At 58.7% G+C, this 21,663-nt stretch carries 19 protein-coding genes and 2 pseudogenes; 13 read left to right on the top strand and 8 right to left on the bottom strand.

The annotated features are described in order from the left end of the window. Positions 1–38: 38 nt before the first annotated feature. Positions 39–377, bottom strand: a complete 339-nt coding sequence (locus LOY55_RS29250) for a hypothetical protein (RefSeq protein WP_077431075.1) — start codon at positions 375–377, stop codon at positions 39–41. 126 nt (positions 378–503) lie between these two features. On the opposite strand from LOY55_RS29250, the gene LOY55_RS29245 reads away from it, so the two are divergent. Next, positions 504–968, top strand: a complete 465-nt coding sequence (locus tag LOY55_RS29245; protein WP_046032273.1) for an Lrp/AsnC family transcriptional regulator — start codon at positions 504–506, stop codon at positions 966–968. A gap of 122 nt (positions 969–1,090) precedes the next feature. On the opposite strand, the gene LOY55_RS29240 is transcribed toward LOY55_RS29245, so the two are convergent. Continuing rightward, positions 1,091–2,458 (bottom strand): inorganic triphosphatase, encoded by a 1,368-nt coding sequence (locus LOY55_RS29240; protein WP_046032274.1) that lies wholly within the window; start codon positions 2,456–2,458, stop codon positions 1,091–1,093. 157 nt (positions 2,459–2,615) lie between these two features. Here LOY55_RS29240 and argE point away from each other — a divergent pair, with 157 nt between their 5' ends. Together argE and argA are read left to right on the top strand one after the other, a co-directional pair. Next, the gene (gene argE / locus LOY55_RS29235) at positions 2,616–3,776 is read left to right on the top strand and encodes an acetylornithine deacetylase (protein WP_223522991.1); all 1,161 of its coding nucleotides are present in this window, start codon (positions 2,616–2,618) and stop codon (positions 3,774–3,776) included. A 168-nt stretch (positions 3,777–3,944) separates the two neighbouring features. Further along, the gene (gene argA, locus LOY55_RS29230; RefSeq protein WP_077431077.1) at positions 3,945–5,243 is read left to right on the top strand and encodes an amino-acid N-acetyltransferase; all 1,299 of its coding nucleotides are present in this window, start codon (positions 3,945–3,947) and stop codon (positions 5,241–5,243) included. Positions 5,244–5,281: 38 nt separating this feature from the next. Here argA and tauA read toward each other — a convergent pair whose 3' ends face one another. Continuing rightward, on the bottom strand, positions 5,282–6,271 hold the full coding sequence (gene tauA / locus LOY55_RS29225) for a taurine ABC transporter substrate-binding protein (protein ID WP_046032277.1): 990 nt from the start codon (positions 6,269–6,271) through the stop codon (positions 5,282–5,284). Positions 6,272–6,633: 362 nt separating this feature from the next. Between tauA and LOY55_RS29220 the strand changes: the two genes are divergently transcribed. The 9 genes from LOY55_RS29220 (at position 6,634) to LOY55_RS29180 (ending at position 15,729) form a co-directional block, all read left to right on the top strand. Continuing rightward, complete coding sequence (locus LOY55_RS29220; RefSeq protein ID WP_077431079.1) at positions 6,634–7,989, top strand: OprD family outer membrane porin; 1,356 nt, start codon at positions 6,634–6,636, stop codon at positions 7,987–7,989. Between the two features lie 459 nt (positions 7,990–8,448). Then, the gene (locus tag LOY55_RS29215; RefSeq protein WP_223522989.1) at positions 8,449–9,792 is read left to right on the top strand and encodes an OprD family porin; all 1,344 of its coding nucleotides are present in this window, start codon (positions 8,449–8,451) and stop codon (positions 9,790–9,792) included. Positions 9,793–10,084: 292 nt separating this feature from the next. Next, entirely contained in the window at positions 10,085–10,723 is a 639-nt protein-coding gene (locus tag LOY55_RS29210; protein WP_046032280.1) for a peroxiredoxin, read from the top strand. Between the two features lie 325 nt (positions 10,724–11,048). After that, on the top strand, positions 11,049–11,642 hold the full coding sequence (gene ssuE, locus LOY55_RS29205; protein WP_223522987.1) for an NADPH-dependent FMN reductase: 594 nt from the start codon (positions 11,049–11,051) through the stop codon (positions 11,640–11,642). 89 nt (positions 11,643–11,731) lie between these two features. Continuing rightward, the gene (locus LOY55_RS29200; RefSeq protein ID WP_046032282.1) at positions 11,732–12,712 is read left to right on the top strand and encodes a sulfonate ABC transporter substrate-binding protein; all 981 of its coding nucleotides are present in this window, start codon (positions 11,732–11,734) and stop codon (positions 12,710–12,712) included. Positions 12,713–12,737: 25 nt separating this feature from the next. Further along, a complete protein-coding gene (gene ssuD, locus LOY55_RS29195) occupies positions 12,738–13,886 on the top strand; it encodes an FMNH2-dependent alkanesulfonate monooxygenase (protein ID WP_109785677.1) in 1,149 nt (382 codons plus the stop codon). A gap of 8 nt (positions 13,887–13,894) precedes the next feature. Further along, positions 13,895–14,677, top strand: a complete 783-nt coding sequence (gene ssuC, locus LOY55_RS29190) for an aliphatic sulfonate ABC transporter permease SsuC (protein ID WP_046032284.1) — start codon at positions 13,895–13,897, stop codon at positions 14,675–14,677. Beyond that, positions 14,674–15,480: an aliphatic sulfonates ABC transporter ATP-binding protein gene (gene ssuB, locus LOY55_RS29185; RefSeq protein ID WP_046032285.1), complete on the top strand. Its 807-nt coding sequence runs from the start codon at positions 14,674–14,676 to the stop codon at positions 15,478–15,480. The genes ssuC and ssuB overlap by 4 nt, the downstream gene beginning before the upstream one ends. Before the next feature lie 33 nt (positions 15,481–15,513). Beyond that, complete coding sequence (locus LOY55_RS29180) at positions 15,514–15,729, top strand: molybdopterin-binding protein (RefSeq protein ID WP_003229256.1); 216 nt, start codon at positions 15,514–15,516, stop codon at positions 15,727–15,729. A gap of 54 nt (positions 15,730–15,783) precedes the next feature. On the opposite strand, the gene LOY55_RS29175 is transcribed toward LOY55_RS29180, so the two are convergent. From LOY55_RS29175 to LOY55_RS29155, 5 genes and pseudogenes are all read right to left on the bottom strand, one after another. Next, a complete protein-coding gene (locus LOY55_RS29175) occupies positions 15,784–16,548 on the bottom strand; it encodes a hypothetical protein (RefSeq protein WP_258667219.1) in 765 nt (254 codons plus the stop codon). Between the two features lie 20 nt (positions 16,549–16,568). Then, a pseudogene (locus LOY55_RS29170) lies at positions 16,569–17,202 on the bottom strand (TetR/AcrR family transcriptional regulator). 92 nt (positions 17,203–17,294) lie between these two features. Continuing rightward, positions 17,295–17,513, bottom strand: coding sequence for a carbonic anhydrase family protein (locus tag LOY55_RS29165; RefSeq protein WP_258667217.1), 219 nt, complete (start codon positions 17,511–17,513; stop codon positions 17,295–17,297). A 109-nt stretch (positions 17,514–17,622) separates the two neighbouring features. Continuing rightward, a pseudogene (locus tag LOY55_RS29160) lies at positions 17,623–18,000 on the bottom strand (carbonic anhydrase family protein); the annotation flags it as partial. Between the two features lie 237 nt (positions 18,001–18,237). Further along, on the bottom strand, positions 18,238–19,614 hold the full coding sequence (locus tag LOY55_RS29155; protein WP_017341358.1) for a glutamine synthetase family protein: 1,377 nt from the start codon (positions 19,612–19,614) through the stop codon (positions 18,238–18,240). A 679-nt stretch (positions 19,615–20,293) separates the two neighbouring features. Here LOY55_RS29155 and LOY55_RS29150 point away from each other — a divergent pair. Beyond that, complete coding sequence (locus LOY55_RS29150) at positions 20,294–21,652, top strand: glutamine synthetase family protein (protein WP_046032289.1); 1,359 nt, start codon at positions 20,294–20,296, stop codon at positions 21,650–21,652. The last annotated feature ends 11 nt before the right edge of the window (positions 21,653–21,663 follow it).

The following is a 21,663-nucleotide window of genomic DNA, read 5'->3' as shown; positions in this document are numbered from 1 at the left end:
CGTTGGGCCACTACCGGACAAAGCCGTGTCGAGGTTTTTCAGCCCATCGCCTGGGACGGCTCATCCCACGTCGCATCCGCCGGCTGCACGTCGACCGAGCAGACGCTGATCAGGTTACGCAGTTTGTGCGCGATCACTTGGGCGCGGTGCCAACTCAGACCGTCCATGACGAGGTCGATCGCCAGCACATCGTCCTGGCGCTGTACGTTGACCTGCTGCGGTGTCAGAAACTGCAACGCGAACAGATTGAGCGCCCGGCACAGCACATCCGGTTCGGCTTCGGCCAGCAGTTGATAATGAACACGGCAGTGGGCGTTGCTGGCGTTCCAGACATCGGTACGGGTGGGCGGGGTATGAACGGCTTCTAGATGCGGCATGGTCGGACTCCAAAATCACTGGAGGAATTTTTACATTCGTTGCCGGACATTTCTTATCTATGATTGGGGTTATTGGCGATTTATCGAATCGTGTAATTCATAAAAACAGCGATATAAGGTTTTTCTATGCAAAGCGAGTTGGATAGCTACGACCGCAAGATTCTCGCGTTGCTGCAAGAGGACGCTTCGCTTTCCAGTGCACAGATCGCCGAACAGGTGGGGCTCTCGCAGTCGCCGTGCTGGCGACGGATTCAGCGGATGAAAGAGGAGGGGATCATTCGTGGGCAGGTGACCTTGCTTGATCGCAAGAAGATCGGCCTGAACACGCAGATCTTCGCTGAAATCAAACTCAACGCGCACGGACGCTCGAACTTCACCGAATTCACCGAGGCGATTCGCGGCTTTCCCGAAGTGTTGGAGTGTTATGTGCTGATGGGGTCGGTGGATTTTTTGCTGCGCATTGTCACGGCGGACATTGAGGCGTACGAGCGATTTTTCTTTGAAAAACTGTCGATGGTGCCGGGGATACAGGAGGTCAACTCGATCGTGGCGTTATCTGAAATCAAATCCACGACGAGTTTGCCGGTCTGAGGTTTTGAGGTGAACCGGCGGGCCTCATCGCGGGCAGCCTTGCTCCTACAGAATTCGAGTCGGTCTCCCAATTGGGTTTGACACAAAACCTGTAGGAGCGAGGCTTGCCCGCGATGGCGGTATTACATACGCAGCAGCATTTTCCAGGCACGATTCTGATAAACCGCAATCGCCTGCTGCTTGCGCGCATCCAGCGATTCATCGGTGATCGGCTCGTTAGCTAGCAGGGCAAGCTGCTTCAATTCACCGTACAGGCGATCCATTTCCGGGATGTCCAGCACGTGACGGGCATGGTGCAACCAGGACTGGATACGCTCGATGCGCGGCAATTGCTCGGCCAGATCTTCCGGCTGTTGCTGGTAACGCTGCAATTGCAGGGAGGTCGCTTCTTCACCCAGCAGGCGAGGCAACCAACTGCCCAGTTGCGCGGCGCCCTGGCGATTGCCACGCACGTTGCGATCGGCTGCCCAGGTACGGGCCAGCAACCAGCGCGAGGTGTTCAGCGAGAACAGGCCCCAGCGCGGGTCTTCGAGTTCTTCCAGGAACTGCTCCGGTGCCGCTTTGCGCACGTCTTCGTCGTCCAGACCGGCTTGTACCAGCGGACGCCAGTCTTCCAGCAACGCATCCAGCGCAAGGCGCAGATCGTGGGTCGATTGACGTGGCGCGGCCTGGCCCAGGCTGCTGAGCAATGCGCGCAGTTCGGCGAGGTTTTCAACCCAGTCCTGCAACAGACGCCAGTGGCCGTTGAAGCGATATTGCTCGGCCAGACGCTGGCTGCTGCCCAGCAAATGCCAGCTCAATGCGGCGAAGGCATCGTCCAGCAGGGTTTCGGCGGTGATCTGCGGCGCCGGCAAGCTCAACGAATAGCTGTTGGCGTCGTACAGGCGATAGCCGCGTTCGGCCTTGCTGATGTCGCACGGCATCAGCGCCAGTTTCTCGGCCAGTTCGGCGGCCAGTTCCAGCAGCGCGGCCGGCTCGCCTTCACGCAGTTCGAGTTCCAGCTCGCAGATTTCTTCTTTCTGCTTGCCGACGATCACATGGCCAAAGTCCAGCGCGGCTTCGATGACCACTTTGGTCTTGCCACGGCCCCAGGCGATTTCAGCGCGTTCGCGAACGAAATCGGTAGTGAAGATCGGCTTGAGGGTTTTCTTGTCCAGCTCGGCCAGTTCCTCGGGCCAGCATTCGCCGTCGAGTTTCTTCAGGTCGAGCTTGGCTTTGGGCAGGTTCCAGTCGTATTCATTGCGCTCGGACAGACCGGCGACGCTCTGGCCACGGGTCTTGAGCGTCTGGATCACTTCCTCGCCGTCGCGGCGCAGGCGCAGGGCAACCTTGGCGCGGGCCAGGTCGCGCTCTGGCGTGTCGAAGTACTGGTTCATCAACTCACGGCGTTCCCAGCCACTTTTGTTGCGTTTTTTCAGGAGCGGGTGCTCGCGCAGGGCAGCGAGGGTTTCGCGGCTGACGCGGAGTTTGATTTCGGTTTCTTTCTGCATGGCCGGAAAATCCAGGATCGGGAGCGCAGCCGGGGGAATGTGTGGCTGCCAAGGTCGTGCAGTGTACAGGACTCGCAGCGGGTACGCGCCGCGACGGTTTATTCCTGTCACCGGATGGTTCTATGATGGACTTCACTTCGGGAGTTGGGAGTCAGCGATGCCTTTGCCGTCCATGAAAGATCAGTTCGCTGCGCTGATCGCTGCACCCTCCGTCAGCTGCACCCAACCGAGCCTGGATCAAACCAACCGTCCGGTGATCGAATTGCTGGCGACGTGGCTGGGTGATTTGGGTTTTGCCTGTGACATCCAGCAGGTCAGCCCCGGCAAGTTCAATCTGCTGGCCAGTTATGGTTCCGGCCCAGGCGGTCTGGTGCTGGCCGGTCACAGCGACACTGTGCCGTTCGATGGCGCGTTGTGGCAAACCGACCCGTTGAAACTGACCGAAGTGGACGGCCGTTGGGTGGGCCTGGGCAGCTGCGACATGAAAGGCTTTTTTGCCCTGGCCATCGAAGCCGTTCTGCCATTGCTCGACCAGCCGTTCAAACAACCGCTGATGATCCTCGCCACCTGCGACGAAGAAAGCTCGATGTCCGGTGCCCGCGCCCTGGCCCAGGCCGGTCGCCCGTTGGGCCGGGCTGCGGTCATCGGCGAGCCGACCGGCCTGAAGCCGATCCGCATGCACAAAGGCATCATGATGGAACGCATCGACATCCTCGGTCAGAGCGGCCATTCCTCTGATCCACGCCTGGGCCACAGCGCCCTTGAAGCGATGCACGATGCGATTGGCGAACTGCGGGGATTGCGCCTGTTATGGCAACGAGAGTTTCGTAACCCGCAGTTCGGCGTACCGACGCCGACACTGAATTTCGGCTGTATTCATGGCGGCGACAACCCCAACCGCATTTGCGGGCAATGCTCATTGGAGTTCGATCTGCGGCCATTGCCGGGCATGGACCCCAAGGCGCTGCGCGCGGAGATTTTGCAGCGCCTCCAACCGGTTGCCGAACGCCATCAGGTGAAGATCGATTACGCGCCGCTGTTCCCCGAGGTGCCGCCCTTCGAACAAGCCGAAGACTCGGAACTGGTGCGCGTCGCTGAAAAGCTCACCGGTCATGTTGCCGAAGCAGTGGCGTTCGGCACCGAAGCGCCTTATCTTCAGCGCCTTGGCTGCGAAACACTGGTGCTCGGCCCGGGTGATATCGCCTGCGCGCACCAGCCGGGGGAATACCTTGAAATGTCACGTTTGCAGCCTACGGTGCATCTATTACGTCAGTTGATTCAACATTACTGCCTGACAGCCCCAATGCCAGCCGGTTGAGCGCTCCCACAGGTTCTGTGTTTTGACGTATAAATTGCCAGTGTCCCAACCCGTATTCATGAGGAGAGCGCGCGTGTCGCCAAGCCTGTTCCGACGATAACCATCAGCCCGTTGTGCATTTTTTGTTTCGCCCTTTTTTTGGCTGCTATTTATTACAGGCCCAGGTTCATGCCCGACTACGTTAATTGGCTTCGTCACGCTTCGCCTTACATCAATGCCCACCGCGATTGCACGTTCGTCGTCATGCTCCCAGGCGATGGGGTGGAGCATCCGAACTTCGGCAATATCGTCCACGACCTGGTGCTGTTGCACAGCCTGGGGGTGCGACTGGTGCTGGTTCATGGTTCCCGTCCGCAAATTGAAACCCGCCTCGCCGCGCGTGGGCTGACCCCGCATTACCACCACGGCATGCGCATCACCGATGCCGCGACGCTGGAGTGCGTGATCGATGCGGTCGGCCAGTTGCGTATCGCCATTGAAGCGCGCCTGTCCATGGACATGGCCTCGTCGCCGATGCAGGGCTCGCGCCTGCGGGTGGCCAGCGGCAACCTGGTCACCGCGCGGCCGATTGGTGTGCTGGAAGGCGTTGATTATCACCACACCGGCGAAGTGCGCCGGGTCGACCGCAAAGGTATCAACCGCCTGCTGGACGAGCGCTCCATCGTGCTGCTGTCTCCTTTGGGCTACTCGCCGACCGGTGAAATCTTCAACCTCGCCTGCGAGGACGTCGCTACGCGCGCGGCCATCGACCTGGGCGCGGACAAGCTGCTGCTGTTCGGCGCGGACCTGGGTTTGATCGATGAAAACGGTCGACTGGTGCGCGAATTGCGTCCGCAACAAGTGCCGGCGCATCTACAGCGATTGGGCAGCAACTATCAGGCCGAGCTGTTGGATGCGGCCGCTGAAGCGTGCCGGGGCGGCGTCGCGCGCAGCCACATCGTCAGCTACGCCGAAGACGGTGCGTTGCTGACCGAGCTGTTCACCCGCGACGGTGGCGGTACGCTGGTGGCGCAGGAGCAATTCGAGGTGGTGCGTGAAGCCGCGATCGAAGACGTCGGCGGTTTGCTGGATCTGATCAGCCCGCTGGAAGAGCAGGGGATTCTGGTGCGTCGTTCCCGTGAGGTGCTGGAGCGTGAGATCGAGCAATTCAGCGTGGTTGAACGCGAAGGGATGATCATCGCCTGTGCGGCGCTGTACCAGATTGCTGATTCGGACGCCGGGGAGCTGGCGTGTCTGGCAGTGAACCCGGAATATCGCCATGGCGGTCGCGGGGATGAACTGCTGGAGCGCATTGAAACCCGCGCACGGGCTCAGGGCTTGAAAACGTTGTTCGTGCTCACCACCCGGACTGCTCACTGGTTCCGCGAGCGCGGGTTTGTGCCGAGCAGCGTCGAGCGCCTGCCATCGGCGCGGGCGTCGCTGTACAACTATCAGCGTAATTCGAAGATCTTCGAAAAGACCCTGTAATTCATGAACGTTCCCACGCAGAGCGTGGGAACGATCCGTTACTGCGCCACAAACTTCGCACTGACATACGCCGAATAATCCGGCAGCACCGTTTCAACCTTCCCTTGCTCCTTCAAGAACTTTGCCGTTTCGCCAATCGCCTTGGCCGTACCGCCCTCCAGTAGCGCGGTGGTCTGCTGGGCCTTGGCATCCGGGAATGCAGAGCCGGCCAGCAACTCCGGTACATCGGCAGCGTTGGCACCGGTCAGTTTGGCGATTTTCTGCACGGGCACCGAGTCAGCTGTCCAGCTGTCTTTATGTGCGGCGTAATCGGCGAACGAATCCAGGGTGACTTTGGCAAATTTGGCCACCACCTCAGGGTGTTTCTCGGCGTAATCCTTACGCGCGACCCAGACCTCAAAGGTCGGCGCCCCCCACTGACCGACCTGCGCGGCATCGGTCAGCGTCTTGCCAGTCTTGCGAATTTCCCCCAGCGCCGGGGACCAGACAAACGCACCATCAATATCACCACGCTTCCACGCCGCCGCGATTTCCGCTGGCTGCAAATTGACCACTTTGACTTTCGAGGCGTCCAGGCCCCAGTGCTTGAGTGCGCCAAGCAAGCTGTAGTGAGAGGTTGAAACGAACGGTGTGGCGATGGTCTTGCCGATCAGATCTTGTGGTTTCTCGATGCCGCTGCCGTTGCGCACCACGAGGGCTTCAGCCGCATTGATCTGGGCGGACACGATGAACGCCACAATCGGCAGGTTGCGCGAGGCGGCTGCGGCCAAAGGGCTGGAGCCGAGGTTGCCGATCTGCACGTCACCGGAGGCGATGGCGGTTACCACTTCGGGGCCGCTGTTGAATCGGCGCCAGTCGATTTTCTGGCCGATGGCTTGCTCGTACAGACCATCGGCCTGGGGGACTTTGCTGGGGTCGATACCGGTTTGATACCCAACAGTCAGGTTGGCCGCCTGAGTGGAAAGAGAAAACAGCATCGATACACAAACTGTAACAATTGAGCCGGATAGTGCGCGTTTGGTCGTCATGGCGTCGCCTTTCGGTGGGGGTTTGTTTCCGAATTGCTTCAAACGCTAAACGATCTAAAAAACGGCTAATAAATACCATTTAGGAATTAGCTTATGAGTGGGTGGCTCTATTCCGGGATTTATCAGTCATCTAGAGCTTAATTCCTAAACGGTATGAGAAAAGGCTCAGGTAGTTCTTTTCAGGTTTATGACGAACTCATGACCTGCATGGACCAAAAAACGGGGGATTAGACCATGGTCGTAGACACATATAGTTACGATTGACTTGTGGGTCACGGTCTGGCGCTAATCGCGCATCTTAGGATCCCGGGCAAAGAACCGGGGCCAGGAACACAAGAATTAGAAACGAGAGGAGTTTTACAATGAACAAGTCCACCTTGGCCCTGGCCGTGGCCGTAGGGGTTTTGGCGCAGCAGGCAGGCGCCGCCGGTTTCCTGGAAGACAGCAAGGCTTCCGTTAGTTCGCGGACCATGTACTACGACGCCGATATACGTTCACATCTGAACGCTCCAAATAACAAGCTTGCTGCTAACCGTCAGCGAGAAACCGCTGAAGGTCTCAAGTTCGATTACCTGTCCGGTTTCACCCAAGGTACCGTAGGTTTTGGTATCGACGCCCAGGCTCTGGTGGGTATCCACCTGGACGGCGGCAAGGGGCATCACCCGACGGGTAACGCTAACTCGTTCTTCCCTAGCGATGGCGATCATTCGGCCGACGAGTGGAGCCGTCTGGATGGCAACGTCAAGGCGCGCTTCTCGAAGACCGAAGCCCACCTGGGTGGCGCTCTGGCACCCAACCTGCCGATCCTGATCGCGAACGACAGCCGTTTGCTGCCACAAACCTTTGAAGGTGGCACGATCTCCTCGAAGGAAATCGACAACGTAACCATCAACCTGGGTCAGCTGGAGCACGCGTCGGGCCGCGCCTCCTCCAACAGCACCGGCATGGCAGTGGCGGGCGGTACTCAGGACAGCAACCAGTTCCGTTACGCCGGTGCTGACTGGAAAGTAACCAAAGACCTGACCCTGCAGTACTACCATGCGAATCTGCAGGATTACTACAAACAGGACTTCCTGGGCTTGGTGCACGTCTGGACGATCGATGCCAAGCAGTCGTTCAAGTCGGATTTCCGCTACTTCGACAGCAGCTCTGATGGCAAGAACGGCGACGTCGGCTACCGCTTCAACAACAACAACGGATTCGCCAAGACTCCGGGCGAGGTCGATAACAAGACCTGGAGCGGTATGTTCACCTACACCCTGGGTGGCAACGCATTCCTGCTGGGTCACCAGCGCGTCAACGATGACGGCGGCTTTGTTTTCCTGAACCAAGGCAACCTTATCGATGACAAAGGTCGTCAAGAAGGTGCTGGCGGCGCCAGCTTCTACTCGTTTACCGATGCCACAGTGGGCAGCTTCATCCGTGCCGGTGAAAACACCACGTTCGGTCAGTACTCCTATGACTTCGCCTCCCTGGGCGTCCCAGGTTTGAAAGCTTCGATTTCTTACTTGAATGGCCAGGACATCAAGGCAACCAACGGTACTGGTAAAGACCTGAGTGAGCACGAGACCGACGCACGTGTGGACTACGTGATTCAAACGGGTGCACTGAAAGGGTTTGGTACGACGCTGCGTCACGGTACCTACCGTGGCAACACCAGCACCCTTGATCAAGACCAGACCCGTCTGATCTTCAACTACACCTACAGCTTCTTGTAACAGGCCGTCTGGTTTCCTGAATCAGGTGTAAACCTTATTCAGGACGAGACAAGGCAAACAAAAAAGCCTCGCCCTTACCGGCGAGGCTTTTTTTTGCTTTCTCATATTCCAAAATGACCGCAGTCAATTATTTTTTATTCTTTTTAGTTTTTACTGTGCTCACCTAAAGTAGGCCCGTCCGGCACTCGTTACGAGTTTCGGAGCGAGCAATGTTCCCCCGTTAATCAAACAGGTTAAGGATTCGGCTTTTTAGCCGATACCTCGACTCTGTGCTGTCCAGGCATATTCCATGAAGCTATGAGAAATAAAGATGAAATTCTTTTTAGCTTTATGACGTTGTATCCTGCGCGGCCAAAACGACCGGGCTAGAAGCTTCGGCAAAAAATTGCGCTTTCTGGACCCAGGGCGATCGACTCAGGGCCAGGAACACAAGAATTAAAAAATGAGAGGAGCGAAACAATGAACAAGTCCACCTTGGCCATGGCTGTGGCCGTTGGGGTTTTGGCGCAGCAGGCAGGCGCCGCCGGTTTCATCGAAGACAGCAAGGCCACCCTGGGGCTGCGTAACTTCTACATCAACCAAGATTTCCGTGACGGCAATGCCAACCCGAACAAAAACGAAGAATGGGGCCAGGGTTTTGATCTGCGCTTCATCTCCGGTTACACCCAGGGCACTGTCGGCTTCGGTATCGACGCGATCGGCCTGCTGGGCGTCAAGCTGGATTCGGGCGGCGGCACCAACGGCGCCACGGCGACCTCCTACGGCGGCACGGTGTTCCCAAGCAAGTCCAATGGCGAAGCGGTTGATGACTTCTCCAGCCTGGGCCTGACTGCCAAGGCCAAGATCTCCCAGACCGAACTGAAGCTGGGTACTCTGCAGCCAAAACTGCCGGTCATCGTGACCAACGATGGTCGTCTGCTGCCGCAAACCTGGCAGGGTGGCCAACTCTCCTCGAACGACATCAAGGATCTGACCCTGATTGGTGGCCAGATCGAGCAGGTAAAAGGTCGTAACTCGAGCAACAACCAACAGATGTCGATCGCGGGTGCAAACAGCCGTGCCGCAACAGGTCGCGACAGCAACAAGTTCTACTATGCCGGTGGTGACTACAAAATCACCAAGGACCTGACGGCCCAGTACTACTACGGCAACCTGGAAGAGTTCTACCAGCAACACTTCGTGGGTCTGTTGCACAACTGGGCAATCGGCCCGGGTGTGTTGAAGTCGGACTTCCGTTACTTCAACAGCTCTGACGACGGCGCAAACGGCCACGACCCGCTGTACTACAGCACTGGCAACTACAACGCGCCAAGCGGTAAAGGCAAGGTCGACAACAACCTGTACAGCGGCCTGTTCCTGTACTCCGTTGCCGGTCATACCTTCGGTGGCGGATACCAGGTCAGCAACGGCAGCAGCGACTTCCCTTGGCTGAACCAGGGTGACGGTTCGTCGGCCTACATCATCACCGATTCGCAAATCCAGAAATTCGCCCGTGCTGGCGAGAAAACCTGGCAAGCACGCTACTCGTTCGACTTCGCCAAGGTCGGCGTGCCTGGCCTGACGGCAGGTATGGTTTACCTGCACGGTGACGACATCGACACCTCTAACGCCAAAGGCGGCGTGGCCGCTAACGGCGCTTCCGAGTGGGAACGCGACTTGAACGTTGCCTACGTCGTACAGGAAGGCCCGCTGAAAAACCTTGGCCTGGCCTGGAAAAACGCTATGTGGCGCACCGACCTGCCGAACACTCGCTCCCAGGACGAAAACCGCCTGATCCTCAGCTACTCGATCCCGCTGTTGTAATAGCGCTCGCGTAACCGAGACAAAAAAAGCCCCGCCCGGCATCTCGCCCGGCGGGGCTTTTGCGTTTCAAGGCGGAGTCACCCCCGTAATCCCGCCTTGAAATTCCCCTCTTTTGCAGCACTCAAGGCCTTCTCGAACCTTATGGGCGATGTTCGGTGCGTTACCTGCACAGGTCCAGTGAACAGATATTTAATATTCGTTTATGGTCTAAATAAATCGATATTTATTCTTTTTAATCATTGAGAAATGCAGGCACAGTTGAGCTCAACACGCACTCATCAGGAGCAGCACCATGAGCCTCAGACTGGGCGACATCGCCCCCGACTTTGAACAGGATTCCAGCGCCGGCACCCTCCGTTTCCACGAATGGTTGGGCGATAGCTGGGGCGTGCTGTTTTCCCATCCGGCAGACTTCACCCCGGTGTGCACCACGGAGCTGGGGTTTACCGCCAGGCTCAAGGAGGCGTTTGCCGAGCGTGGCGTGAAAGCCATCGCCCTGTCGGTTGATCCGGTGGACTCGCACCACCGGTGGATCGAAGACATCAACGAAACCCAGAACACGCTCGTCAACTTTCCGATCCTCGCCGACGCCGACCGCAAGGTATCGGACCTTTACGACCTGATCCACCCAAACGCCAACGACACCCTGACTGTGCGCTCGCTGTTCGTGATCGACCCGAACAAAAAAATTCGGCTGACCATCACCTACCCGGCGAGTACCGGTCGAAATTTCCACGAAATCCTGCGGGTGATCGACTCGTTGCAACTCACCGACAACTACAAAGTCGCCACCCCGGCCAACTGGCAGGACGGTGATGACGTGGTGATCGTGCCATCGCTCAAGGATGAAGATGAAATCAGCAAACGCTTTCCCAAGGGCTACCGTGCGGTGAAACCGTACTTGCGTCTGACGCCGCAGCCGAACAGGTAACCATTGAAGTCTTGTTGTTGATCGTTCCCCCCGTTCCGCGTGGGAATGCCTCTAGGGACGCTCCGCGTCCAGTGACGCGGAGCGTCACGGGCTGCATTCCCACGCAGAGCGTGGGAGCGATCACCCAATACCGCAAAGCAGGGGTTTTCAGGCCGTTTCGACGGCCTTTTTTTATGCCTTGAAATCCGTCTTTTATATATCTCCATATCGAATAACCAAATGAATAAATATGATTTATGGATATATAAATCACCTGTTAAGGTCACTCCCATCACAGCGAGATCGCAAGCCGCGAATCGCTAGTACCGCTCAAGGAATCTTTTGAATGTTGGTCGTCTCACTCGGTGGCAGTCCTAGCCAACGCTCCCGTTCCGGCGTGTTGCTGGAGCGCTCCAAGCGCTGGTTGCAAGAGCAAGGGGTGGAAGTGGTGAGTTACCAGGTTCGCGACTTCCCGGCCGAAGACCTGCTGCACGCACGCTTCGACAGCCCCAAGGTGGTTGACCTGCTTCAACAAATTGAAAACGCAGACGGCCTGCTGATTGCCACACCGGTTTACAAGGCGTCGTTCTCGGGTGCACTGAAAACCGTGCTGGACTTGCTGCCCGAACGCGCACTGAGCCACAAGGTGGTGTTGCCAATGGCCACCGGCGGCAGCATCGCCCACATGCTGGCGGTGGATTACGCGCTCAAACCGGTGCTGTCGGCGCTGAAAGCTCAGGAAATGCTGCAGGGCATTTTTGCCGAGGACAGCCAGATCGCTTACGGCGAAGGCAGCGCCCAGGCGCAATTGACGCCGGAGTTGGAGCAACGTTTGAACGAGTCGCTGGAGTTGTTTTTCAGCGCCATGGCGAGACGGCCCAAGCCGCTCGATCCGAACCTGTTGAATGAACGTTTGTTGAGTGCTCGCTGGAGCATTTAAACCTCGCCCGAAATTGAAGTACTCGCCTTACTCAGCCGCCAACGGCCAAGCAGGTGCAGCCAAAACCCAACAGCAAAAAGGAGAGCGCTATGCGCACTGTCATTTTGCGTCGTGGTCTGGTCGCTCTGTTTGTTGCGGCTGTGTCCTTCGGCGCCATTACTCAAGCTCAAGCCGAGACGCTTCGGATCGGTTATCAAAAGTACGGCACGCTTGTGCTGCTCAAAGCCAAAGGCACATTGGAAAAACGCCTCGCCGCCCAAGGCGTGGATGTGCAATGGACGGAATTCCCTGGTGGCCCGCAACTGCTCGAAGGCCTGAACGTCGGCTCCATCGACTTTGGCGTGACGGGTGAAACCCCGCCAGTATTTGCCCAGGCTGCCGGTGCCGACTTGCTCTACGTCGCCTATGAACCTCCAGCACCGCACGCCGAAGCCATCCTGGTGCCGAAGGACTCGCCGATCAAATCGGTGAAGGACCTCAAGGGCAAGAAAGTCGTGCTCAACAAGGGCTCCAACGTTCACTACCTGCTGGTCCGCGCGCTTGAAGACGCAGGCCTCAAATACACCGACATCCAGACCGTGTTCCTGCCACCGGCCGATGCCCGCGCCGCCTTCGAGCGTGGCAGCGTCGACGCCTGGGTCATCTGGGATCCGTACCAGGCTGCCGCCGAACAGCAGCTGCAAGCGCACACCCTGCGCGACGGTCAAGGCATCGTCGACAACCATCAGTTCTACCTGGCCACCAAGCCTTACGCGCAGAAAAATCCCGAGGTGATCAAGACCCTCGTCGAAGAAGTGCGCGCCGTCGGTGAATGGGCCAAAGCCAATCCTGAAGACGTCACCCAACAGGTTTCGCCACTGCTCGGTCTGCCGGCAGACATCACCCTGACCTCAATGAAGCGCCAAGGCTTCGGCGCGATATTCCTCACACCTGAAGTCGTCGCCGCCCAACAGAAAATCGCCGACAGCTTCTATCAGCTCAAGCTGATTCCGAAGCAGTTGAGTATCAAAGACGTGATCTGGACGCCACCGGCAACTGTTGCCCAAAGCTCAGTAACCAAAGCGCAGTAATCCGATTCCCTTAGGAGACCACTCCATGAGCCTCAATATTTTCTGGTTCCTGCCTACCCACGGCGACGGCCATTACCTTGGCACCGCCGAAGGCGCTCGCGCCGTCGACCACGGTTACCTGCAACAAGTCGCGCAAGCGGCGGATCGTCTGGGGTTTGGCGGCGTGCTGATTCCTACCGGTCGCTCCTGCGAAGACTCATGGCTGGTGGCCGCATCGCTGATCCCGGTGACCCAGCGTTTGAAATTCCTTGTCGCCCTGCGCCCCGGGATCATTTCCCCGACGGTGGCGGCGCGTCAGGCGGCGACGCTGGATCGTCTGTCCGGCGGCCGTGCGCTGTTCAACCTGGTGACCGGAGGCGATCCGGAAGAACTGGCCGGTGACGGTTTGTTCCTCAGTCACGAAGAGCGCTATCAGGCCTCGGTGGAATTCACCCGTATCTGGCGCCGCGTGCTGGAAGGCGAAACCGTTGATTACGACGGTCAGCACATCAGCGTGAAAGGCGCGAAGTTGCTCTATCCGCCGATCCAGCAACCGCGCCCGCCGCTGTACTTCGGCGGTTCGTCGGAAGCGGCGCAAGACCTTGCGGCAGAGCAAGTGGAAATGGTCCTGACCTGGGGCGAGCCGCCGGCCGCCGTGGCCGAGAAAATCGAACAAGTGCGCGCCAAAGCCGCGAAGCTCGGCCGTACCGTGCGCTTCGGCATTCGCCTGCATGTGATCGTTCGCGAAACCAACGCCGAAGCGTGGCAAGCGGCCGATAAATTGATCTCTCACCTGGACGACGAAACCATCGCTCGGGCCCAGGCGTCACTGGCGCGTTTCGATTCGGTCGGCCAGCAGCGCATGGCCGCACTGCATGGCGGTAGCCGCGACAATCTGGAAGTCAGCCCCAACCTCTGGGCTGGTGTCGGCCTGGTGCGCGGTGGCGCCGGGACAGCGCTGGTGGGTGACGGTCCGACCGTGGCCGCCCGTGTGAAGGAGTACGCGGAACTGGGCATCGATACGTTCATTTTCTCCGGTTATCCACACCTGGAAGAGTCATACCGCGTCGCCGAGTTGCTGTTCCCGCATCTGGACGTCGAACGTCCCGAGTTGCCCAAAAGCGCCGGTTACGTCAGCCCGTTCGGCGAGATGGTTGCCAACGACATTCTTCCCAAAGCCGCGTCCCAAAGCTGAGGCGCGTCATGAAGAAAATCATCCACAGCTTCGCGCCTTGGGCGTTGCCGGTGTTGTTGCTGGCGGTGTGGCAGTTGTCGGTGTCGGCGGGCTGGTTGTCGACGCGGATTCTGCCCGCCCCCATCGCGGTGATTGAAGCCGGCGTGAGCCTGGTGCGCAGCGGCGAAATCTGGACGCACCTGGCAATCAGCGGCTGGCGCGCCGCGCTGGGCTTCACCATTGGTGGCGGCATCGGTCTGGCGCTGGGCTTCATTACCGGCTTGTCGAAATGGGGTGAACGCCTGCTCGACAGTTCGGTACAGATGATCCGTAACGTGCCGCACCTGGCGCTGATTCCATTGGTGATCTTGTGGTTCGGTATTGACGAGTCGGCGAAGATTTTCCTGGTGGCGTTGGGCACTTTGTTCCCGATTTACCTCAACACTTATCACGGCATCCGCAACGTTGATCCGGCACTGGTGGAGATGGCACGCAGTTATGGCTTGTCCGGTTTCAGCCTGTTCCGTCAGGTGATTCTGCCGGGTGCGCTGCCTTCGATTCTGGTGGGGGTGCGTTTCGCCCTTGGCTTTATGTGGCTGACGTTGATCGTCGCGGAAACCATCTCCGCCAGTTCCGGCATCGGCTACCTGGCGATGAACGCCCGGGAGTTTTTGCAGACCGATGTGGTGGTGCTGGCAATTCTTCTGTACGCGGTGCTCGGCAAACTGGCCGACCTCGCGGCTCGTGGACTCGAGCGCGTGTGGTTGCGTTGGCATCCGGCTTATCAGGTAGCCAAGGGAGGTGCGGCATGACGGCTCAACAACCTCCGCGCCTGCTGCGCGGGATTCCGCTGGTGGTGCGCAAGCTGCAAAAAACCTTTGGCGCGCGGCAAGTGCTGCGTGAGATCGATCTGCACATTCCGGCCGGTCAGTTCGTCGCGGTGGTCGGTCGCAGTGGCTGCGGCAAAAGCACCTTGCTGCGACTGCTCGCCGGACTCGATCAGCCTACGGGTGGTCAATTGCTGGCCGGCGCTGCACCGCTGAGCGATGCGCGAGAAGACACACGGCTGATGTTCCAGGAAGCGCGTTTGCTGCCGTGGAAAAAGGTCATCGACAACGTCGGCCTCGGGTTGACGGGCAACTGGCGGCCGCAAGCGCTTCAGGCGCTGGAGTCGGTCGGTCTGGCAGACCGTGCCAACGAATGGCCGGCAGCATTGTCCGGTGGGCAGAAACAACGTGTGGCCCTGGCGCGCGCGCTGATCCATCAACCGCGTTTGCTGTTGCTCGACGAGCCGCTGGGTGCGCTGGATGCCCTGACCCGGATTGAAATGCAGCAACTGATCGAACGGCTCTGGCAGCAGCATGGTTTTACCGTGTTGCTGGTGACGCACGACGTCAGTGAAGCGGTGGCGATTGCTGATCGGGTGATCCTGATCGAAGAGGGCGAAGTCGGCCTCGACCTGCTCGTGGAACTGCCGCGCCCTCGGGTTCGCGGCTCCCATCGGCTGGCGGCGCTGGAAACTGAAGTCCTCAACCGCGTACTTGAACTGCCCGGCGAGCCGCCGGCACCGGAACCCGTTTCACCCTTGCCTACGCAATTGCGCTGGGCGCACTGACCCAAGTCTTACTCAACGACAGGAATTGACCTCATGACTATCAAAGCCATCAACGTTCGCAACCAGTTCAAAGGCTCCATCAAGGAAATCGTGCTGGGTGACGTGCTGTCGGAAATCGACGTGCAGACCGCCTCCGGCATTGTCACTTCAGTGATCACCACACGCTCGGTGAAAGAGCTGGAACTGGTGGTCGGCAGTGAAGTGATCGCGTTTGTGAAATCCACCGAAGTGTCGATCGCCAAGTTGTAAGCCCGTGGGCAAACAGCAACCCCGGAGGGTGTGAGCCCTTCGGGGTTTTTTATGTCAGGGCGCGGGGGCGCAGCGCCAACCTGCAGCGGGTGAATAAGTGCCGAGCGAAGACAGCACGCGCGGGTCGCTGAATAGCGCCTGCGCATTGGGGTCGATGTCTGCCGGCAACAAGGGCTGGCCGGTTAGCGCGGGCAACGTGGAATAGTCGATCTGCCACGGGGTTTGCCCGCCCTGGTGACGACCAAAGGACAATTCAGTCGTGAGCAGTTCGTGTGCTGCCGCAGCGCTCATGTGCTCACGCAAATGACCGCCGGGTGCCAGCGCGACAATCCGGCTGGCGGCAAACAGAAAGTAATCGCCGGCCAACACCAGGCAGGCAACTCGCACTGGATCATCGGCTGCCTGCAACCACTGACCGCGACAGATGCCGCGAGAGTCGGGCAGTCGCTCCCAGATTTCGTAGTAGTCATCGTCCAGGGCGGTTTCGATCAGGCGCTCACTGGTTTCAAAGTGCATGTGTCCGATGTCCTGCTCGGCGCTGGCAGGTTGATAGTCGAGTTTGCGATGCCACTGGCAAATGTCACCTTCGACCTCGGTCACACCGGCGAAGCCCTTTTGTTCGCTCAAGGTCAACAGGTCCGCGTGATTCAATTGTTCCAGGGGCAGCGCTGCGAGCGTGGCCGGCGGGATGCGCAGGTCGGCAAACAGGCATGGGGTTTGCAGCCAGTACACCGCCGTTTCGCTGTCGGTGCGCCCGGACTGGAAGGAGATCAGGCGTCGTTTCCACACGCCAAGGTAGTTGTCGGGTATGTGCGCCATGAGCAGAACACCTCGTTGCGTTATACGTCGCGCCTGGCCAGGTACGGCGGCAGGTACAGGCCCAGATAGGCATCAAATACGCGCATGCCTTCTTCGGCCATGCGTGGCGTGATCTGCTCGTGTTGTTGCACCGAGCGTGCGTAGACGCGGTCGCCAAGCTCCATGGCCAGCGCAAAACACGTCGACGTCCGTGGGCAACTTCGGCAGTTCGAAGTGGTGATCGAAGAGTTTGTGCATCAAGTCGCCCAGTTCGATGTCGTGCTGGCGGTCGGCCTGAGTGACCTCGGTGAGGCCGTGCTGCGCGAGGATCAATTGGCGAGCGGCGGCATCCTCGCTGTAGATCGCGAGCATGCGTTGTTCCACCAGTCGCGACAAATCACGCCAGCTGTTGAGGGACGCATGATCGATGGGGGCTTGCAGGCATGCGCGGAACGCGGCGTGGACGTCGGCCGTCAAGGCTTCGAGCAGCGCCGGTACGCTGGCGAAAAAGTGGTAGACGGAAGAGGGTGGGATCTGCGCACGTTCGGCGACACTGTAGATCGACAGACTGGCCACGCCCTCGGCGGCCAGCAGTGTGCGGGCGGCATCGAGGATCGTATCGATCCGCGCCTGGCTGCGGGCGCGGGGTTTGCGTGGGGTGGCGAGTCGGGTCATCGAAGTCTCCTGCGGGGGCAGCGGGCATTGTACGAGGCGACTGACACCTTGTCTGTATGGGCGCCGCTGCCCGGCTGGCAGGAGAAGGAAGGTCAGCCGCCGACGTTCACGGTTCGGTCATTCAGGGGCTGAACAGGGCGTGCGTTCATCGGGTACAAGGCCTGAAAAGCCTGCAACTGGGCGTGGGACAATTGCACCGGTTGGGTCAGGACATGCCAGCGCACCCCTTCGCTGCACGGCGGTGTGGTCAGAGAACCCATGTAGGAATAGTAATGGCGGGTGGTCGGCAGCAGATCGGCGATATTTTGCATCTCCAGCTTCGTCATGCCGCCTGCTTCCTTGGGCATTGCCGCGAGAATGGGTTTCCAGTGCAGGGTTGTAGGCACCTTCTTCAAACAACAGGGCGACTACCGCTAACTCGCCGGCCGCATTGCGATGTACGAAATGCGCATCGAGCGGGTAGGCGCGGCCCTGGATTCTTTCCTCGCTGGGCGTATGAAAGTGCAACTGCACCAGTGAGAAGTCGCCGGAAGGCAAGGTGATCCCGCCGGCGTCCGTTGGCGACACTTGAATGGTATGGCCGTTGTTCAGGACCGTTACCGGGCTTGCTCGATAGGTGAATGTCAGGGGCGCCAGGCTGGCCTTGACCGCATTGCTGATGTCGATAGGTGACTGCGCCTTGCCGGTTGAGCAGAGTTTGTAGTCGCTGTTGAGGTCGCTCCAGTGTTCCGGGCCGGAGTGATCGCTGTAAGACCAGGTGGAAGTGTGATCGTTACGGGCCAGGGCAGAAGTGCACAAGCCGGCACCGATCAGTGAAAGGGCTACGCCCAGAAGGTGTTTTTTCAATTTCAATGGCTCTCAATTCAAGTGGGATGTCGGACAGTGCCCGCGCCCCAAAGTTTGAGATTCAAATGTTGATACGTCTGTAGGTTCTTTCTTGGAGATTGTCGGATGCTGACAAGCAGCGTTGGGTGAGGGCATAAAAAAAACGCCGCAGGCGCTAAGGCCGGCGGCGTTCGTTTTTACTGCAACCGCTTACACGGTATGCAGGTACCAGTTGTACTCAAGGTCGGAGATGGAGTGTTCGAACTCCTCCAGCTCGCTCTCTTTGCACGCGACGAAGATATCGATGTACTTCGGATCGATGTACTTGGCCATGACTTCGCTGTCGTCCAGCTCGCGCAATGCATCGCGCAGGTTGTTCGGCAGGCTTTGCTCGTTCTGCTCGTAGGAGTTGCCTTCTACGGGTGCGCCTGGCTCGATCTTGTTGGTCAGGCCGTGGTGCACGCCTGCCAGGACCGAAGCCATCAACAGGTACGGGTTGGCATCGGCGCCGGCAACACGGTGTTCGATACGTACGGCATCGGAAGAGCCGGTCGGTACGCGAATCGCCACGGTACGGTTGTCCAGGCCCCAGCACGGCGAGTTCGGCACGTAGAACTGTGCGCCGAAACGACGGTAGGAGTTGACGTTCGGGCAGAGGAAAGCCATCTGCGCGGGCAGGGTCTCGAGCACACCGCCGATCGCGTGACGCAGTGCGGCGTTCTGCTCGGGATCCTCGCTGGCAAAAATGTTTTTGCCGTCTTTATCAAGAATCGAGATATGGACGTGCAGACCGTTGCCCGCCTGGCCCGGGTAAGGCTTGGCCATGAAGGTGGTGTCCATTTCATGGTCGTAGGCGATGTTTTTGATCAGGCGCTTGAGCAGAACCGCGTAGTCGCAGGCCTTGATCGGGTCGGCCACGTGGTGCAGGTTCACTTCGAATTGCGCCGGGGCACTTTCCTTGACGATCGCGTCGGCAGGGATGCCTTGCTCTTTCGCACCTTCCAGAATGTCCTGGAGGCAATCGACGTATTCGTCGAGGTCGTCGATCAGGTAGACCTGAGTCGAATGCGGGCGTTTGCCAGAGATCGGCGAGCGTGGCGGCTGTGGACGGCCGTTCACGTTTTCCTGGTCGATCAGGTAGAACTCCAGTTCGAACGCGGCGCAGATGGTCAGGCCCATCTCGTCGAACTTGGTCACGACTTGACGCAGCACTTCACGGGGATCCGCGAAGAAAGGGTCACCTTCGAGTTCGTGCATGGTCATCAACAGCTGCGCGGTAGGGCGTTTCTGCCAAGGCTCATTGCACAGGGTGTCGGGGATTGGATAGCAGATTCGGTCAGCATCACCGATGTCCAGGCCCAGGCCGGTGCTTTCCACCGTCGAGCCATTGATATCCAGAGCAAATAGAGAGGCCGGCAGGTTGATGCCTTTCTCGTAAACCTTGTGGAGGCTGGTGCGTTCAATGCGCTTGCCGCGCACCACACCATTCATATCCGCAATCAGAAGGTCAACGTACAGAACCTCAGGATGTTCCTTAAGGAACGCGTTCGCTTCGTTAAGCTGAACGGCACGCGGGGGTACCGACATGATGCAACACCTTTGTTGTTAAAAATATCAATCATTGATCTCTTCGGATTCCAGTCAACCCGAACGGCATGCCGAAGTCAAGCGAGGCCTTTTTTGCCCTAAAAAAGCGCTCGTAAGGCTTTTTTGAGGCAGTTTGGGGCGTTTTTATGCCTTTGAACGCTTTAGCCGACGCAGGGTTGAGCGGGGCGTGTTGTATTTTTTACGGGGGTGTTGTGTAAAAAAATGAACAAGGCTAAGCTCGATTCAAACCCATAACACCAATAATACCGGGGTGCTTCATGTCTCGCCTGCCGATAATCGGCATCACCAACTGCTCTAGGCAGATTGGTCTGCATGCTTACCACATCAGTGGCGACACTTGCGTCCGCGCCGTAGCCTCATCGGCTTCGGGCCCGCTCAAAACTCTGCGGTCGCTGGCGGCTCATCGGTCTGCGTCCGATATTCTGGACGGTCCTGATGGCACCCCCATTACGGTTACTCCATTCAATATAGAACCGATTCACAATAGCGGCCTGGCTATCGCACAGGACTCCGCTCGTGATTCTGCACGCCCGGCCGTTGGCGCGCAGTCCGCAAGAAACACGATAGCCTGTCGCAGACACCCGTTTCAACGCGACGCCGATGCGTCAAACATCGCCTGACTTGCAAGAGTCAGGAAACTCAAAGCCTAGAGGCATTTATGAGTAACAACCTCGACCAGCTCACCGATTGGTTGAAAGACCACAAGATCACAGAAGTCGAATGCATGATCGCCGACTTGACCGGGATTACCCGGGGCAAGATTTCGCCGACCAACAAGTTCATTGCCGAAAAAGGCATGCGCCTGCCTGAAAGCGTTTTGTTGCAGACCGTGACCGGCGACTATGTCGAAGACGACATCTATTACGAGCTGCTCGACCCGGCCGACATCGACATGATCTGCCGCCCCGACCAGAACGCTGTGTTTCTGGTGCCGTGGGCCATCGAGCCGACTGCCCAGGTGATCCACGACACCTACGACAAGCAAGGCAACCCGATCGAGCTGTCGCCGCGCAACGTGCTCAAGAAGGTCCTGAAACTCTATACCGACAAGGGCTGGCAGCCGATCGTGGCGCCGGAAATGGAGTTCTACCTGACCAAGCGCAGCGACGACCCCGACTATCCGCTGCAGCCGCCGATCGGTCGCTCCGGGCGCCCGGAAATCGGTCGCCAGTCGTTCTCGATTGAAGCGGCGAACGAATTCGATCCGCTGTTCGAAGACGTCTACGACTGGTGCGAACTGCAGGAGCTGGACCTCGATACGTTGATCCATGAGGACGGCACGGCGCAGATGGAAATCAACTTCCGTCACGGCGATGCCCTGTCCCTGGCCGACCAGATCCTGGTGTTCAAGCGCACCATGCGCGAAGCCGCGCTCAAGCACGACGTGGCGGCGACCTTCATGGCCAAGCCCATGACCGGTGAACCGGGCAGTGCGATGCACTTGCACCAGAGCATCATCGACATCGAGACCGGCAAGAACATCTTCTCCAATGAAGACGGGACCATGAGCCAGTTGTTCCTGCACCACATCGGTGGCTTGCAGAAACTCATTCCCGAGCTGTTGCCGCTGTTCGCGCCCAACGTCAACTCGTTCCGCCGCTTCCTGCCGGACACCTCGGCACCGGTGAACGTGGAGTGGGGCGAAGAGAACCGCACCGTGGGCCTGCGGGTTCCGGACGCCGGGCCGCAAAACCGCCGGGTGGAAAACCGTCTGCCGGGCGCCGATGCCAACCCGTACCTGGCGATTGCCGCGAGCCTGCTCTGCGGTTACGTCGGCATGGTCGAAGGCCTCAATCCGAGTGCCCCGGTGGTGGGCCGTGGCTATGAACGCCGCAACCTGCGCCTGCCGCTGACCATTGAAGATGCGCTGGATCGCATGGAAAACAGCTCAACCATCGAGAAGTACCTGGGCAAAAATTTCATTACTGGCTACGTCGCGGTCAAGCGGGCCGAGCATGAAAACTTCAAGCGCGTGATCAGTTCGTGGGAACGGGAATTCCTGCTCTTTGCCGTCTGATACGCCGGGCG

Source organism: Pseudomonas sp. B21-040 (assembly GCF_024748695.1).
In the GTDB taxonomy this organism is placed as follows: domain Bacteria; phylum Pseudomonadota; class Gammaproteobacteria; order Pseudomonadales; family Pseudomonadaceae; genus Aquipseudomonas.
This window is presented reverse-complemented; position numbering and strand designations above follow the sequence as displayed.

Coding starts and splice junctions, on each gene's coding strand:
- LOY55_RS29250 (WP_077431075.1), bottom strand. CDS start 377: ATGCCGCATCTAGAAGCCGTTCATACCCCGCCCACCCGTACCGATGTC.
- LOY55_RS29245 (WP_046032273.1), top strand. CDS start 504: ATGCAAAGCGAGTTGGATAGCTACGACCGCAAGATTCTCGCGTTGCTG.
- LOY55_RS29240 (WP_046032274.1), bottom strand. CDS start 2,458: ATGCAGAAAGAAACCGAAATCAAACTCCGCGTCAGCCGCGAAACCCTC.
- argE (WP_223522991.1), top strand. CDS start 2,616: ATGCCTTTGCCGTCCATGAAAGATCAGTTCGCTGCGCTGATCGCTGCA.
- argA (WP_077431077.1), top strand. CDS start 3,945: ATGCCCGACTACGTTAATTGGCTTCGTCACGCTTCGCCTTACATCAAT.
- tauA (WP_046032277.1), bottom strand. CDS start 6,271: ATGACGACCAAACGCGCACTATCCGGCTCAATTGTTACAGTTTGTGTA.
- LOY55_RS29220 (WP_077431079.1), top strand. CDS start 6,634: ATGAACAAGTCCACCTTGGCCCTGGCCGTGGCCGTAGGGGTTTTGGCG.
- LOY55_RS29215 (WP_223522989.1), top strand. CDS start 8,449: ATGAACAAGTCCACCTTGGCCATGGCTGTGGCCGTTGGGGTTTTGGCG.
- LOY55_RS29210 (WP_046032280.1), top strand. CDS start 10,085: ATGAGCCTCAGACTGGGCGACATCGCCCCCGACTTTGAACAGGATTCC.
- ssuE (WP_223522987.1), top strand. CDS start 11,049: ATGTTGGTCGTCTCACTCGGTGGCAGTCCTAGCCAACGCTCCCGTTCC.
- LOY55_RS29200 (WP_046032282.1), top strand. CDS start 11,732: ATGCGCACTGTCATTTTGCGTCGTGGTCTGGTCGCTCTGTTTGTTGCG.
- ssuD (WP_109785677.1), top strand. CDS start 12,738: ATGAGCCTCAATATTTTCTGGTTCCTGCCTACCCACGGCGACGGCCAT.
- ssuC (WP_046032284.1), top strand. CDS start 13,895: ATGAAGAAAATCATCCACAGCTTCGCGCCTTGGGCGTTGCCGGTGTTG.
- ssuB (WP_046032285.1), top strand. CDS start 14,674: ATGACGGCTCAACAACCTCCGCGCCTGCTGCGCGGGATTCCGCTGGTG.
- LOY55_RS29180 (WP_003229256.1), top strand. CDS start 15,514: ATGACTATCAAAGCCATCAACGTTCGCAACCAGTTCAAAGGCTCCATC.
- LOY55_RS29175 (WP_258667219.1), bottom strand. CDS start 16,548: ATGGCGCACATACCCGACAACTACCTTGGCGTGTGGAAACGACGCCTG.
- LOY55_RS29165 (WP_258667217.1), bottom strand. CDS start 17,513: ATGCAAAATATCGCCGATCTGCTGCCGACCACCCGCCATTACTATTCC.
- LOY55_RS29155 (WP_017341358.1), bottom strand. CDS start 19,614: ATGTCGGTACCCCCGCGTGCCGTTCAGCTTAACGAAGCGAACGCGTTC.
- LOY55_RS29150 (WP_046032289.1), top strand. CDS start 20,294: ATGAGTAACAACCTCGACCAGCTCACCGATTGGTTGAAAGACCACAAG.